The sequence below is a fragment of the Mycolicibacterium helvum genome (assembly GCF_010731895.1).
Taxonomy (GTDB): Bacteria; Actinomycetota; Actinomycetes; order Mycobacteriales; family Mycobacteriaceae; genus Mycobacterium; species Mycobacterium helvum.
The window spans coordinates 529,924-544,115 of the sequence record NZ_AP022596.1 but is presented as its reverse complement, the minus strand read 5'-3'; the positions used below and the strand labels follow the sequence as shown (position 1 = coordinate 544,115).

14 protein-coding genes are annotated in these 14,192 nt (G+C 65.1%); 8 read left to right on the top strand and 6 right to left on the bottom strand.

Going from position 1 to position 14,192, the window contains the following annotated elements:
- From G6N38_RS02460 to G6N38_RS02450, 3 genes are read left to right on the top strand one after another with little or no spacing between them, the layout of a single operon-like run.
- On the top strand, positions 1 to 822 hold the full coding sequence (locus G6N38_RS02460; RefSeq protein ID WP_163751751.1) for a coniferyl-alcohol dehydrogenase: 822 nt from the start codon (positions 1 to 3) through the stop codon (positions 820 to 822).
- The gene (locus tag G6N38_RS02455) at positions 819 to 1,817 is read left to right on the top strand and encodes a cyclase family protein (RefSeq protein ID WP_407662903.1); all 999 of its coding nucleotides are present in this window, start codon (positions 819 to 821) and stop codon (positions 1,815 to 1,817) included. Before G6N38_RS02460 ends, G6N38_RS02455 begins: the two co-directional genes overlap by 4 nt.
- The gene (locus G6N38_RS02450) at positions 1,814 to 2,641 is read left to right on the top strand and encodes an alpha/beta fold hydrolase (RefSeq protein ID WP_163746094.1); all 828 of its coding nucleotides are present in this window, start codon (positions 1,814 to 1,816) and stop codon (positions 2,639 to 2,641) included. Before G6N38_RS02455 ends, G6N38_RS02450 begins: the two co-directional genes overlap by 4 nt.
- Before the next feature lie 54 nt (positions 2,642 to 2,695).
- On the opposite strand, the gene G6N38_RS02445 is transcribed toward G6N38_RS02450, so the two are convergent.
- On the bottom strand, positions 2,696 to 3,535 hold the full coding sequence (locus tag G6N38_RS02445) for a mycofactocin-coupled SDR family oxidoreductase (RefSeq protein WP_163746093.1): 840 nt from the start codon (positions 3,533 to 3,535) through the stop codon (positions 2,696 to 2,698).
- Positions 3,536 to 3,569: 34 nt separating this feature from the next.
- Entirely contained in the window at positions 3,570 to 4,751 is a 1,182-nt protein-coding gene (locus tag G6N38_RS02440; protein ID WP_163746092.1) for a cytochrome P450, read from the bottom strand.
- A 219-nt stretch (positions 4,752 to 4,970) separates the two neighbouring features.
- On the opposite strand from G6N38_RS02440, the gene xylB reads away from it, so the two are divergent.
- A complete protein-coding gene (gene xylB / locus G6N38_RS02435; protein WP_163746091.1) occupies positions 4,971 to 6,374 on the top strand; it encodes a xylulokinase in 1,404 nt (467 codons plus the stop codon).
- Here the strand turns inward: xylB and alr are convergent.
- The 4 genes from alr to G6N38_RS02415 all read right to left on the bottom strand — a co-directional run bounded on the left by alr (position 6,335) and on the right by G6N38_RS02415 (position 11,060).
- Positions 6,335 to 7,477, bottom strand: coding sequence for an alanine racemase (gene alr, locus G6N38_RS02430; RefSeq protein ID WP_163746090.1), 1,143 nt, complete (start codon positions 7,475 to 7,477; stop codon positions 6,335 to 6,337). The genes xylB and alr overlap by 40 nt on opposite strands.
- A gap of 1 nt (position 7,478) precedes the next feature.
- Complete coding sequence (locus G6N38_RS02425) at positions 7,479 to 8,498, bottom strand: aminotransferase class IV (RefSeq protein ID WP_163746089.1); 1,020 nt, start codon at positions 8,496 to 8,498, stop codon at positions 7,479 to 7,481.
- Between the two features lie 24 nt (positions 8,499 to 8,522).
- Complete coding sequence (locus G6N38_RS02420) at positions 8,523 to 10,043, bottom strand: APC family permease (RefSeq protein WP_163746088.1); 1,521 nt, start codon at positions 10,041 to 10,043, stop codon at positions 8,523 to 8,525.
- Between the two features lie 105 nt (positions 10,044 to 10,148).
- A complete protein-coding gene (locus tag G6N38_RS02415) occupies positions 10,149 to 11,060 on the bottom strand; it encodes a LysR family transcriptional regulator (RefSeq protein ID WP_163746087.1) in 912 nt (303 codons plus the stop codon).
- Between the two features lie 154 nt (positions 11,061 to 11,214).
- Here G6N38_RS02415 and G6N38_RS02410 point away from each other — a divergent pair, with 154 nt between their 5' ends.
- Genes G6N38_RS02410 through G6N38_RS02395 form a run of 4 tightly spaced genes read left to right on the top strand, consistent with a single transcriptional unit; the run spans position 11,215 to position 14,176 of the window.
- A complete protein-coding gene (locus tag G6N38_RS02410) occupies positions 11,215 to 12,030 on the top strand; it encodes an SDR family NAD(P)-dependent oxidoreductase (protein ID WP_163746086.1) in 816 nt (271 codons plus the stop codon).
- 46 nt (positions 12,031 to 12,076) lie between these two features.
- On the top strand, positions 12,077 to 12,733 hold the full coding sequence (locus tag G6N38_RS02405) for a TetR/AcrR family transcriptional regulator (protein WP_163746085.1): 657 nt from the start codon (positions 12,077 to 12,079) through the stop codon (positions 12,731 to 12,733).
- Between the two features lie 3 nt (positions 12,734 to 12,736).
- Complete coding sequence (locus G6N38_RS02400) at positions 12,737 to 12,931, top strand: ferredoxin (protein ID WP_163746084.1); 195 nt, start codon at positions 12,737 to 12,739, stop codon at positions 12,929 to 12,931.
- 3 nt (positions 12,932 to 12,934) lie between these two features.
- Positions 12,935 to 14,176, top strand: a complete 1,242-nt coding sequence (locus G6N38_RS02395; RefSeq protein WP_163746083.1) for a cytochrome P450 — start codon at positions 12,935 to 12,937, stop codon at positions 14,174 to 14,176.
- Positions 14,177 to 14,192: the final 16 nt, after the last annotated feature.

Here is a 14,192-nt window from a genome sequence, read left to right as displayed (position 1 = left end):
GTGTCCACTATCGACGATCTGTTGCGGTATGACGGCCGTCGTGTGGTGGTCACCGGCTGCGCGTCGGGAATCGGTGCTCAGCTGTGCGGGCAGCTCACCGATCTGGGTGCCGAAGTGGTCGGCCTTGATCTGCGATCCCCGGCGCCCGACACGGTCGAGCTGAGCACGTTCGTGGAGGTCGATCTGGCCGATCCCGGTTCGATCGATCGGGCCGTCGCCTCGGTGAGCGGCCCGGTCGATGTGCTGTTCAATGTGGCCGGAGTGTCCTCGGGAATCGGCAACCCAGTAAAGGTGGTCACCATCAACTTCCTGGGCACCCGGCATCTCACCGAAGCGATACTGCCTACGTTGGGCCAGGGCGCGTCGGTCATTTGCGTGTCGTCCCTGGCCGCGGCGAACTACCGTGAGAACCTGCCGCAGGCCGCGGGTTTGCTGACGACGGGCTCGATGGCCGAGGGCATTGCGTGGTGTCACGACCATCCCGACGCGCTGGCCGACGGCGGCTACCGGCTGTCCAAGGAGGCGATCATCGGCTACACGGTGAGCAATGCCGTCCGGCTGGGCGCCAACGGTATTCGGATCAACTGCACGGGACCGGGTGTGACCGAGACGCCGATTCTCGACCAGCTGCGGTCGGCCTACGGGCAGGGCCTGCTCGATGACATCCCCAAACCGCTCGGGCGGGTGTCCAACCCCGCCGAGCAGGCCGCGGTGCTGGTATTCCTGGGCAGCAAGGCCGCCGGTTACATCACCGGACAGGTCATCTGGGCCGACGGCGGCAATATCGCGGCGCGCCAAGCTGCCGACTATGAGAAGGGATGACCCGCGTGGCCGATATGAGCGATTTCCGCCGGGTCGCCGACGACGTCCGTAACTGGGGCCGGTGGGGTGAGGCCGACGAACTCGGCACGCTGAACTTCATCACGCCGGAGAAGATCGCGCAGGCGGCGGCAACGGTCGAGCACGGCAAGGTGTTTTCACTCGGCGTCGACTTCGGCTCGTCGGGACCGCAGGGCGCGTTCCAGTACCGGCAAAATCCCACCCACGTGATGACGATCGACGGCGGCGACGCCAACACACTGATGGAGTACGGGCCGAAATGGCTGCGCAATCCGTCGGCCGTGCAGCTGGGCGGGTACACCAAGGCCGGGCCGATGCGGTTCAACGACGACATGATCATCATGCCGCTGCAGGCCGCCACCCAATGGGACGCGCTCTCCCACGTCTACTACGAGGACAAGCTCTACAACGGGTTTCCCGCGGACTCGGTGTCCAGCCTCGGTGCCTACTACCTGGGCATCGACAAGGTCGCCGGCCTGGGCATCACCTCGCGGGGCGTCCTGCTCGACATCGTCACACTGCGCGGGGTCCCGACGTTCTGTGAGCTCGGTGAGCCGATCACCCCGGCCGAACTCGACAGGGCAGCCAAGACGCAAGGCGTGAGTGTAGAACCCGGTGACATCGTGCTGATCCGAACTGGTTGGTGGGCAAGGTTTGTAGAGACCGGTGACGGGACGGAGCCGGGTGCTGGACTCGACTGGACCTGCGCATCGTGGCTGCACGACCATCAGGTGGCGGCGGTGGCGGCCGACAACCTGATGGTGGAGAATCCGGCGTCGGGGGTCGACGGTGCCATCCTGCCGATGCACATGCTGTGTCTGCGTGACATGGGTCTGATGCTGGGCGAGTACTGGAATCTCACGGAGTTGGCCGCTGATTGCGCGGCCGATGGCCGTTACGAATTCCAGCTCGTCGCACCGCCGCTGTCCGTCACCGGGGCGGTGGGGTCGCCGATCAACCCGATCGCGATCAAGTGAACATTCAACACCGGACCATCGTCGTCAACGGACTGGCCACTCATTTTCTCGAGGCGGGGGAGGGCGAGCCCGTCGTGCTGCTGCACGGCGGCGAGTTCGGCGTAAGCGCCGAAATCAGCTGGGAGCGAGTCATTCCGGTTCTTTCGCAACGCTATCGGGTGCTGGCACCGGACATGTTGGGCTTCGGGGACTCCGCCAAGGTGGTCGACTTCACCGATGGACGGGGCATGCGGATCCGACACATCGCCCGGTTTTGTGCGCTGCTGGGCATCGACTCGGCACATTTCGTCGGCAACTCGATGGGGGCCATCAACATCTTGGTGGACCTCACCTCGGCGGCTCCCGTGCTGCCGGTGCGCAGCGCGGTTGCGATCTGCGGTGGCGGCGAGATTCAGAAGAACCGGCACACCGCCGCGCTCTACGACTATGACGCCTCGCTCGAAGGGATGCAGGCCATCGTGGAGGCGCTGTTCTTCGATCCCTCGTTCCCCGCTGACGAGGCGTACGTGCGGCGACGCCATGAATCCAGCATCGCACCAGGAGCCTGGGAATCCTTGGCGGCGGCGCGGTTTCGCCGACCGGGACTGGACGCTGCGCCGGCCCCGTCGAGCAAGCGGGCGTATGAGCGGATCGACGTTCCAGTCCTGGTGGTGGAGGGCGCGTGGGACAAGCTGCTACCGGCGGGGTGGGCCGCCGAGATCGCCGGCCAGATCACCGGTGGCCGCTCGGCGGTCATCGACGACGCCGGTCATTGCCCGCAGATCGAGCGCCCCGACGTGCTGGCCGACCTACTGCTGAAGTTCTTCGCCGGGGTGACCGACTAGCCCGGCCCGAGCCGCTCGATGCCCACACATGGTCGACGAGCTCGCCGGCAGGAGCTACTTCAAACAGCTTCCGCCGTCGACGGGCAGCTGGACACCGGTGATGTAGCGGGCCTCATCGGAGGCCAGGAACAGCACCGCATTGGCGATATCCTCGGGCTCGACCCAGCCGATCGGCAGCGTGTGCATGAATTCGCCGACGACCTTGATGTCGTCGGGGCCCGGGTTCTCCAGGTCGGGACGGAACAGCTTCATGGTGCCTTCGTTCATGAACAGCGGGGTGTTCACGTTGGTCGGGTGCACCGAATTGACCCGGATGTTCTTGGCGCCCAGCTCGACCGCGAACGTCTTCATCAGGCCGACGACCCCGTGCTTGGCGGCGACGTAGTGGCCGCAGTGCGGGTAGGCCTTGATGCCGCCGACGGAGCTGGTCAGGATGATCGAGCCGCCGCGCTCACCTGCGAGGATGTGCGGCACGCCGGCTTTGACCGTCTTCCACACGCCACCCAGGTTGATGTCGATCATTGCGGTCCAGTCGGTTTCGCTGGTCTGGTCCAGCGTCTGGCCGCCGTTGCCGATGCCTGCGTTCGCAACGATGATGTCGAGCCGGCCCAGCTGCTCAACGCCACTGTCCACGGCTGCTTTCAGCGCGTCGTAGTCGCGCACGTCGACCTCGGCGGTGACGATGCGCCGGTTGTGGCCTTTGACCAGATCGGCGGTCTCGGCCAGATCCTCCGGCGTGGACGCGGCGATCAAGTCGACCGTGTCGATCTTCTTACAGATATCGACCGCGATGATGTCGGCGCCCTCGGACGCCAGCCGGACCGCGTGCGCGCGGCCTTGTCCGCGTGCCGCACCGGTGACAAATGCGACCTTGCCTTCTACCCGTCCTGCCATGGTTCTTCAGTCCTATTGTCGTAGTTGGTGGATGTCAGGTAACGATCGTCGGCATGGCATCCCAGCCGCGGACCGCAGTGGTTTGGGACTTCACAGCGCCTGCCCAGTCGACGTCCCAGGTGGGGAAGCGCTTGAGGATCTCTTCGAGCGCGATGCGCCCCTCCATCCGGGCCAGGGCGTTGCCCATGCAGAAGTGGGTACCCGCCCCAAAGGTCATGTGCGACTTGAGGTCACGGTGAATATCGAACACGTCGCCGTCGGGAGCGAAGCGGCGGTGATCGCGGTTGGCTGAACCAACGAGCATCAGCATCGCCGAGCCTTCTGGCACGGTCTGCCCGTAGTACTCGGTGTCGCGGGCGACGTAACGGGCGATCTGCAGTGCCGGCGGCTCCCAGCGCAGGAGCTCTTCGATCGCCTGCGGAATGAGGGCCGGATTCTCGGCCAGTTCGCGACGCTGATCCGGGTATTCGGCCAGTGTCTTTCCGGCCCAACCGATCAGCCGGGTGGTGGTCTCCGACCCGGCGGTGGCGATCACCGTCAAATAGAGCAACAGTTCCTCGCGGGCCAGACGCCGTACCGTGCCGGTCTCGTCGGTGAATTCGGCGTTGAGCAGGTCGGTCATGATGTCGTCGGATGGGTGGTCACGTCGGTAGTCGATGAACTCGGCGAACACCTCGCCGGTGGCCAGTAGGTCGACCTCTTTCTTCTGAAGTGTCGCCTCACCGTGATCGGTGATCTGTCGCTGCCGGTCTTCCGGAATGCCAAGGAGCATGCCGATCACCCGCATCGGCATCTGCTCGCCGAGGTCGTTGACGAAGTCGAAGCGACCCGTGCCGACCAACGGATCGAGGCAGCGGGTGGTGAATTCGCGGATCTGAGGTTCGAGTGCGGCAACTTTGCGCGGGGTGAACACACGCGACAACAGATTGCGGTGGATGTTATGGATCGGCGGATCCTCGAAAATCAATGTCCCGGTGGGAATTTCCATTCCGGACTTGATGATCTCCAGCAGTGCGCCGCGGCCGGAGATGAATGTCTCGTGATCGATGACGGCCTTGTTGACATCGTCGAACCGGCTCAGCGCGTAGAAGTCGAGATCGGGGTTGTAGTAGAGCGGCGCTTCTTCGCGCAGCCGGGCGAACATCGGAAACGGATTGATGTTCTGGTCGACGTCATAGGGGTCGTAATGAAGATCCCTGTCGGCACTGATTGTCACCGGATGTTCCTCCCATGGGCTGCGGTGTGAGCAACTGTTGCAGCTTCGTTCAAAACGTGTCAATGCCGTATGCGGTTTGCGTCAGGTTTGCTGGCCAAGTGAGAGAACAATGTTCTCTAGTCGCTCGGTTAACCGCTCTCGTCTGTTTGATTGAGCCGCCCCTGAACAGGTTGAATAGCGGAGTGCCGTTGACTGAGGACTGGTGATGAGGGCCGAGCCATGACGCTCGTGGCTGGTATCGACTCGTCCACCCAGTCGTGCAAGGTTGTGATTTGCGATGCCGACACCGGAGCGGTGGTGCGGTCGGGGAACGCACCCCACCCGCCGGGTACCGAGGTCGACCCCGAGCACTGGTGGAACGCGCTGCAGGCCAGTATCGGGCAAGCCGGCGGCCTTGACGATGTGGCGGCGGTTTCGGTCGGCGGACAACAACACGGCATGGTCTGCCTTGACGAGCGGGGCGCGGTGGTGCGACCCGCGTTGTTGTGGAACGACACCCGTTCTGGGGACGCCTCCGCGGAACTGGTGACCGAATTCGGCGGATCGTCGTGGTGGGCCGCGCAGATCGGTGTCGTGCCGGTCGCATCGTTCACCGTTACCAAAATTCGCTGGCTCGCCGACCACGAACCGCGAAACGCTGATGCGACCGCGGCGGTGTGCCTGCCGCACGACTACCTGACCTGGCGACTGGGCGACAGCACCGACATCGCGGCATTACGTACCGACCGCAGCGATGCCAGTGGCACGGGCTATTTCGCCGCTGCCACCGGCGAGTACCGGCCCGACGTGCTGAGCGCGGCGATGCGGGGCCGCAGTCCTGCTCTGCCCCGGGTGCTCGGACCGCACGACGAGGCCGGGCGGACTCTGGCAGGGGCCCTGCTGGGGCCCGGTGCCGGCGATAACGCAGCTGCCGCGCTGGGCCTGGGTGCGCGTGTCGGTGACTGCGTGATCTCGTTGGGCACGTCCGGGGTTGTCAGCGCTGTCGGCGATACGGTGCCCAACGATGCGGACGGTCTGGTCGCAGGTTTCGCCGACGCGACCGGCCGGTATCTGCCGTTGGTGTGCACGCTGAACGGCGCGCCCGTGCTGGCTGCCGTCGCCGCCATGCTCGGCGTGAACTTCGAGGAATTCTCCGACCTGGCGCTGAGTGCGCGGGCCGGAGCCGAGGGGCTGGTCTGGGTGCCATATTTCGACGGTGAGCGCTCACCGAACCTGCCCGATGCCACCGGGGCGCTGCACGGCGTGACTGGTCGTAACATGTTGCCGGCCAACGTGGCCCGCGCTGCCGTCGAGGGTTTGCTCGCCTCGATGCGGTTCTGCCTGGACAAGATCGCCGACCAGGGCATCGCCACCGAACGGGTGATGATCGTCGGTGGCGGTGTGCGATCCGAAGCGGTTCGGCGGATCGCGCCTGCCGTGCTCGGGGTGCCGGTCGTGGTGCCTGAACCGGGCGAGTACGTTGCCCTCGGGGCCGCGCGTCAGGCGGCCTGGACGCTGTCGGGCGGCGATGTCCCGCCGACGTGGGCGACAAGCCAGGCCGTGGTCTATGACGCCGAGCCGACCCCGGCGGTCATGGACCGTTATCAGGACGCCTGCCGGTTGATCCTGGCTCGGGACACATAGCGCCGCGCGGTGCGCCCGCGGATGCTCGAGAGGATCTCGTAGTCGATCGTGCCCGCGGCGCGCGCCCAGTCGGCTGCCGTCGCTTCACCACAGCTACCCGGACCGAATAGCACCGCCCGGTCGCCCTCGCTCACCTCGGTTCTACCTGGTCCGAGGTCGACGACGAACTGGTCCATGCAGATCCGCCCAACGCTGCGGAAGTGACGTCCGTCGATTGCCACGGTCAACCAGTCGGTCAGTACCCGCGGGATCCCGTCTGCGTAACCACAAGCGACCACTGCGATCGTGGTGTCGCGCGGCGCAACCCACGTGTGGTTGTACGAAACGCCCTGTCCTGCGGAGATTTTCTTGACAACCGCGATCTCGGCAGTCAGCGTCATCGCCGGTGCCAGCCCGAAATCGCCGAGCTGCGGAACGGGGGTGTGTCCGTAGACGGCGATCCCGGCGCGCACAAGGTCGCGTGACAAGTCCGGTCGGGTCAGGGCGGCAGCCGAATTCGACATGTGGACTACCTGGGCGGGAGCGCCCGCGCGGCCCAGATCGGCCACACAAGCGTCCAGGAACGCCGCCTGCTGGTCGTTGAGCGGGTGATGTGGCTCGTCACCCCTGGCCAGGTGTGTCATCGCCGTGCGCATCACGACCGCACCGGTCGCGGAATGCTTGGCCACGGTGTCGCAGAGATCCGGCCAATCCGGCAACGCGGCGCCGTTGCGCCCGAGTCCGGTGTCGACCTTGACCCCGATCGTCGCTGCGCTGCCGACGACCTCGGCGCAGGCCGCCACCTCGGCCAGTTGGCGGGCCGAGGACACCACCACTTCGATGTCGGCGGCGACTGCGGCGGCGAAATCAGTTGTGGGCGTGTGCAACCAGGCAACGATCGGGGCGCTGACCCCGTCGCGTCGTAGGGCCAGCGCCTCCTCGACGGTGGCCACCCCGATCTCGGCGGCGCCAGCGTCCAACGCGGCGCGCGCAACCGGGGTGGCGCCGTGTCCGTAGCCGTTGGCCTTGACCACGGCCATCACGCCCGATCGCGCGCGCTCGGCCACCACCTGCACGTTATGGACGATCGCGCCAAGGTCGATCACGGCCTCGACGGCCGCCACCTCAGTAGTCGATGGCTTCGATGAGCGGCGATGGCTCGTCCATCAACGCCCAGAAGCGATCTCGGATCGCCACCGTCAGCGGACCGGGCTCGCCCTGGCTGAACGTCTCGCCGTCCAGCGAGATGATCGGCGTGACCCCGCCCGCGGTGGTCACTGCCATCAGCTCGTCGGCGTCGTAGAGCTCGCGGCTGGTGACGTCGCACAGGGTGGCTTCGATGCCCATGGCGTCGGCGATCTCGAACACCGTCTTGCGGGTGATGCCGGGCAGCGCGTTGCGTGACGGCGAGAACAGCTTGCCGTCCTTGACGATCACGACGTTGAACCCCGGCCCCTCGGCCACACAGTTGTCAGCATCGAGCAGGATGGCAGTGCGCGCGCCGCGTTCTTTGGCCTCGAAGCTGGCCGCCGTGAGATCGCCCCACTGGTAGTTCTTGATGGTCGGGTCGACGGTGTTGCGCCCGGCGCGGCGGACGTGGCGCGGCACGATCGCGGTGGTGCCGAAGATCTGCTCCTCCGGCGGGAACGCCCACAGGTAGGGGATGGCGTAGATGTAAACCTGATGATTGAGCTTGGACAAGTCTTTCTCGCCCTTGCGTTTTCCGTAGCCGCGCGTAACGGTCAGGTTGACGAAGGACTCTCGCAGTCCCGACAGTGCGACGCAGCGCTTGGTGATGTCGGCCAGCTCTTCCTTGGTCAGCCCGGCGTCCAGGTGCAGCTTGCGGGCGCCGTCGAGCAGCCGGTCCAAGTGATCTCCGAGCCGGAAGATGTTGCCGTGCCACACATGGGCGACCGTGTACGTCAGGTCGGAGTGCCCGAATCCGGTGTCGAAGATCGAGATTCTGGCCTCTGATGCCGGGATGTACTCACCTTCGATCCAGGCGGCGCCGCCGGCGAATTGGCTTGAATAGTCGAGTTCGTAATCGCTGTACTGGATCACCGAGCCGGGCGGCGTGGCCTCACGGATGGCGCCGGGCTCGACGCTGACCAGGTTGCTGGTGGAGAGATCGGTGTTGATTGCCATGAATTTGACGTCCCTTTCGGATAACTAGTCGTTGATGAGATGAGTGCGGGCGAAGTCCGATCCGGCATCGCCGCGGCGCAGACGGTTGCGCAGTCCAGTGCCCCACCAGAGCCCCCCGACCGCGACGATGCCGAGGAATACCCAGCCGTTGCCGGCAAACTGGGGCAGGAAGACCAGTGCTACGGCCACCCCGAGGAACACGATCAGCGCGGTCACGTAGATCGGGACGCGGAACCGGCCCAGGTCAAAGGTGCCCGGCTCGCCCGGTGGGATGGTGCCCTTGCGCACGCCGATCAGCAGCCCGATGGTCTGCAGGATGTAGACGGAGAAAAACAGCAGCGAGGCGATGCCCAGGATGTAGTTGAACGCCTTCTCATTGACCAGTGCGGACAACAGCAGCACGGTCGACAGGCAACCCAGTCCGATCACGGCGTAGGTGGGCGTCTTGCTCTTGGGTGAAACATGGCGCCACAGGTGCGAGGCCGGCAACATGTTGTCTCGGGCCATCGAGTAGGTCAGCCGGGTGGCCACCAGGATGTTGGACAGCAGGCAGGCCAGAATGTTCGTCAATGCCACCGCGACAACGATTTTGGTGACGACCGGCCCGGCTTGCTGGTTGATGATCTCCTCGATCGGCGCTGCCGAGTTGGCTTGTACCGCCGCCTCGTCCCGGATCGCGAGCACGTAGACGATGTACATCAGCAGCTCAATGACGATCGAAGTGACCAGCGCGTAGAACATGGTTCGGGGCACCACGTGGCGGGCGTTCTTGGTCTCCTCGGCGACGTCGGCACCGGCCTCCACCCCAATCAGGCCGAAGAACGGTCCGAGTGCGGCGGCCAGCCATGCGACCGCATAGGAGTCCTTGTCACCCGATTGTCCTCCGGTGAACAGCACCGAGATCGGTTGATGGTTCTCGGGGGCCGAAAACGCGATGGCGGCCACCAACAGCGTGGCGCCGACGGTGATGACCAGCTCGAGACTCACGCCGATGTTGTTGACCATGGTCGCAAAGCGCACACCGTAGATGTTGATGAGGACGCAGAGGAAGACCACGGCGATGGCGACGAGGATCTGTTCGCTCTGATTCATGTTCCAGCCGAAAAGGCCGCCCAGGTAACCCGACAGGATGAAGCCAACGCCGGTCATGCCGCTGATCCAGCCGAGCAGCGCGACGAACCCGGTGAACCAGCCCATGCTGGCGCCGTTGATCCGGCTGGTCCATTGGTAGGCGTAGCCGGCAAGCGGGATCTTGGCCGTCAGGTCGGCGGCGATGAACGCCCACAGGGAGAACACCACGCCGGCCAGCAGCAGCGTCCACACGAACGGCGCGCCTGCGGTGAAGTAGCCGGCGCCGAAGCCGGTGAACACCGCGGTGGTGGCACTGATGGTGGCGAACCCGATCGCGAACGATGCGAGCGAGCCCACCGACCGATCAAGCCGCTGCCGGTAGCCGAAGTCCGCGAGCCGGTCGTCCTCGCTTTCTCCCGGATGGGACGCGGGTGGCAATGGCGAATGAGTGGACGGTCTCAACGCATCGGTCATGGTCACTCCAGGTCAGGGCGGCTCATCAAACAACTGAAGCCAGGAAAACCCGCTGCCAGCACTTTCGGAAGTTCCACATTTCAATGGACTGATAACCGTGGTTTATCACCGGTGCTCATCGCCGAAGTTCCACTGTTCCTGAACATGCACAATCAGGGCTTCTGCCTGCGGAGACAACCGCCCGGGATGCCATGCCAGCGCCGTATAGCTGGGCGGCCGTCCGGTGATCGGCACGTAAACAATGCCGGGGCGATCGTAGAAATGCGCCACCGACGACGTCGTGAAACTGATGCCGAGGCCACGGGCGACCATCGTCGTCTCGGCTTCGTAGGTGGCGGCAATCCCGGCAATGGACGGCGGGCGGTTGCCGCGCACATCCATCGCCAACCAGTAGTCGCGCCAGCCCCCGGCGGTCATCGGAGCGCACACGATCGGCTCGTCGAGCAGTTCGGTGATGTCGATCTCGGCGCGGGTGGCCAGCCGGTGATCCCGCGGCAGGCAGGCCACCCAGCTTTCGGCGTCCAGCATCAGCATGCGGTGTTCGGGCAGATCCACCGGCGGCCGGATCAAAGCGACTTCCATGCTGCCGTCGCCGAGACCCGCGGTGGGGTCGGCGAAGTCGTATTCGCTGGGTTCCACGACCACGCCGGGATGGGCCGCCTCGAAATGCCGAACGATCCGGAACAACAAGTCGGCGCCTGTGCCGATCAGATAGCCGAGCCGCAACACTCCCTGCTGGGTCCCCGACATTGTCACGAGGTTGGCGACCACGGCATCGACCCCGGCCAGCGCCTGTTGCACCTGGGGCAGCCATGCCGCACCCAGGTCGGTCAGCGCGACCTCGCGCGTGTTGCGGGTGAACAACCCGACTCCGAATTGGTGCTCGAGCTGCTTTATCGCCGTCGACAATGCCGGCTGGGTGATGAACAGCTTGTCGGCAGCGCGCCGATAATTCAGTTCGGTGCCGAGAACGGCGAAGTACCGCAGCTGGCGCAAGGTGACGTCGGCGTTCGTCATGATCTCCTGGGTCGGCGATGGCTGAGAGCTTCCAGTGTGCGTCCATTCCGGTGCGCTGTGCTCATTTAAATCAACCGCTTGACTTCGGTCGGATGCAGCGAGTTGACTGCGAACGCCGCCGGATCGGCGTGCGGACGAGAGGGATTGAGCCGTCATGGGCAACGAATTGGCAGGCAAGGTCGCGGTCGTCACCGGCGGCGCATCGGGACTCGGCGCCGGCATTGTCGAGCGGTTCCTCGCCGAGGGCGCGACCGTCGTGTTCGGTGACGTCGACGTCGAACGGGGCCGGGTATTGGCCGACCGGGATCCGCAGGCACTGTTCGTGCCTGCCGACGTCGCGGACACCGAGCAGATCACCGGGCTGATCGACACCGCGGTGGAGAAGTTCGGCCGGATCGATGTCATGGTCAATAACGCGGGGATCTCGGGGACGATGCACCGCAGTTTCCTCGAAGACGATCTGGCCGACTTCGAGAACATCATGGCCATCAACCTGAAGGCCGTCATGGCCGGCACCAGAGACGCGGCCCGGCACATGAAGAGCTCCGGCGGAGGTTCGATCATCAACCTGACGTCCATCGGTGGAATCCAGGCCGGCGGCGGTGTGATGACGTATCGGGCATCCAAGGCCGCGGTCATCCACTTCACCAAATGCGCTGCCATTGAGCTGGCGAACTACGAGGTCCGGGTGAACTGTCTTGCGCCCGGCCACATCCGGACCGCCATCGTGTCGAAGTCCGCACACGGCATGGACGCCGAGCAGGTCGCCAAGTTCGAGGCCGGCATTCGGGCGACCATGCGGGCTGACCGACCGCTGGAGCGGGAGGGGACCGCCGCCGATGTCGCCGAGGCAATTCTGTTCTTCGCCGGCGATCGCTCGCCGTATGTCACCGGCACGGTTCTGCCGGTCGATGGCGGGACTGCGGCCGGCAAGCCGGTGCCGAAGAAAAAGAAGCCTCAGGATTCGTAAATCAATCGCTTGACTTAATAGTGTGGCCGGAGTTGACTGGCCAGCGATGACCACCGCGACCAAAGGGACCCGCACGGATCGGGCCAGCCTCACCCGTGAAGCGATCCTGACCGCCGCCGAGCGGCTGTTTGCCGAGCATGGCGTCTTCGCGGTATCGAATCGGCAGGTCAGCGAGGCTGCCGGGCAAGGCAACAACGCCGCCGTCGGCTACCACTTCGGTACCAAGACCGACCTGGTTCGCGCGATCGAGCACAAGCACGCCATCCCCGTAGAGAAGCTCCGGGAAGAGCGGGTCATCGCACTGGGATCCTCAGCGGACCTGCGCGCCTGGGTGGAGTGCCTGGTGCTGCCCCTCACGGATCACCTGACCGCGTTGGGCAACCCCACGTGGTACGCCCGGTTCGCCGCACAGGTGATGGCCGACCCGGCCTACCAGAAGACCGTCACCCGCGATGCGCTGACATTGCCCACGCTGGTGACCGTCGTGGAGAGCATCAACCGCTGCCTGCCCGAGCTGCCGGGACCCGTCCGCGTCGAACGCAACATCATGGCGCGCAACCTGTTGATGCACACCTGTGCCGAATACGAACGGGCTCTGGCTGAGGGCGCGTCCGTGCCGCTAACCAGTTGGCGTACAGCCGCTGCCGGGCTTGTCGATGCGCTCGTCGGGTTGTGGCTGGCCCCAGTGACACGACAGGACTGAACAATGAGGGTCACCGTCGACCAGGACAAGTGCGTCTCTTCGGGCCAGTGCGTGCTCAATGCATCCGAGGTGTTCGACCAGCGTGACGAGGACGGCGTCGTCGTGCTGCTCACCAGCAGCCCGCCAGCTGATCAGGAAGACAATGCGCGCCGGGCCGCCGCGGCTTGTCCCGCGCAGGCCATCTACGTCGAGGAGTGACGCATGTCGGACACATTGACTTCTGATCCGGCCGAGGTGGCCGGTTCCGCCCCGGACTACCCGATGGAGCGCGCGACGGGATGTCCGTTCGCGCCGCCACCGGCGATGCTCGAGATGAACGAGACCAAACCGCTGTCGCGGGTGCGGATCTGGGACGGCAGTACCCCCTGGCTGGTCACCGGCTACGAGGCTGCCCGAGCACTGTTCGCGGATCCGCGAATCAGCGTCGACGACCGGATTGCCGGCTTCCCGCACTGGAACGCACACATGCTGGCCACCGTGAACAAACGGCCTCGATCGGTGTTCACCTCCGACGCCGAGGAGCACACCCGATTCCGACGCATGCTGTCCAAACCGTTCACGTTCCGCCGGGTGGAGACGCTGCGCACGGTGATTCAGGACGTCACCGACGAGTGTATTGACGAGATCCTGGCCGGGCCTGCGCCGGTCGACATGATCCGCAAGCTCGCTTTACCGGTGCCGACGCGGGTGATCAGCGACATGCTCGGCGTGCCCTACGAGGACCACGAGTTCTTCCAGGAACACGCCAATGCGGGGCTGGCCCGCTACGCGGCTGCCGACGCCATGCAGAAGGGCGCGATGAGCCTGCACCAGTACCTGATCGACCTGGTGGAAAAGAAGCAGAAAGAACCGGCCGAGGATGCGGTGTCCGACCTCGCCGAACGGGTCACCGCCGGCGAGATCAGCGTCAAGGAAGCCGCGCAACTGGGCACCGGACTACTCATCGCAGGCCACGAAACGACCGCCAACATGATCGGTATCGGATTGCTGGCACTGCTACAGAACCCGGAACAGGCTGCGCTGCTGCGTGATTCTGATGACCCGAAGTTCATCGCAAACGCGGTCGAAGAACTGATGCGCTTCCTGTCGATCATTCAGACCGGCCAGCGCCGAGTCGCTCTCGAGGACATCGAGATCGGGGGCGAGACCATCAAGGCCGGTGAAGGCGTCATCCTCGATCTGGCGCCGGCCAACTGGGATCCCGCCACCTACGCCGATCCCGGCAAGCTTGACCTGACCCGTGATGCCAGTCAGCAGTTGGGATTCGGCTACGGCCGGCACCAATGCGTCGGCCAGCAGCTCGCCCGCGCCGAGATGCAGATCGTGTTCCCCACGGTCCTGCGCCGGATGCCCGACATGACGTTGGCGATCCCGTTCGACGAGGTGCCCTTCCAGCACGACCGCCTCGCTTACGGCGTCTACGAGCTTCCTGTCACCTGGTGACGTTCTTCAGCCCAAA

Coding starts and splice junctions, on each gene's coding strand:
- G6N38_RS02420 (WP_163746088.1), bottom strand. CDS start 10,043: ATGACCGATGCGTTGAGACCGTCCACTCATTCGCCATTGCCACCCGCG.
- G6N38_RS02400 (WP_163746084.1), top strand. CDS start 12,737: ATGAGGGTCACCGTCGACCAGGACAAGTGCGTCTCTTCGGGCCAGTGC.
- G6N38_RS02415 (WP_163746087.1), bottom strand. CDS start 11,060: ATGACGAACGCCGACGTCACCTTGCGCCAGCTGCGGTACTTCGCCGTT.
- xylB (WP_163746091.1), top strand. CDS start 4,971: ATGACGCTCGTGGCTGGTATCGACTCGTCCACCCAGTCGTGCAAGGTT.
- G6N38_RS02445 (WP_163746093.1), bottom strand. CDS start 3,535: ATGGCAGGACGGGTAGAAGGCAAGGTCGCATTTGTCACCGGTGCGGCA.
- G6N38_RS02410 (WP_163746086.1), top strand. CDS start 11,215: ATGGGCAACGAATTGGCAGGCAAGGTCGCGGTCGTCACCGGCGGCGCA.
- G6N38_RS02405 (WP_163746085.1), top strand. CDS start 12,077: ATGACCACCGCGACCAAAGGGACCCGCACGGATCGGGCCAGCCTCACC.
- G6N38_RS02425 (WP_163746089.1), bottom strand. CDS start 8,498: ATGGCAATCAACACCGATCTCTCCACCAGCAACCTGGTCAGCGTCGAG.
- G6N38_RS02455 (WP_407662903.1), top strand. CDS start 819: ATGACCCGCGTGGCCGATATGAGCGATTTCCGCCGGGTCGCCGACGAC.
- G6N38_RS02395 (WP_163746083.1), top strand. CDS start 12,935: ATGTCGGACACATTGACTTCTGATCCGGCCGAGGTGGCCGGTTCCGCC.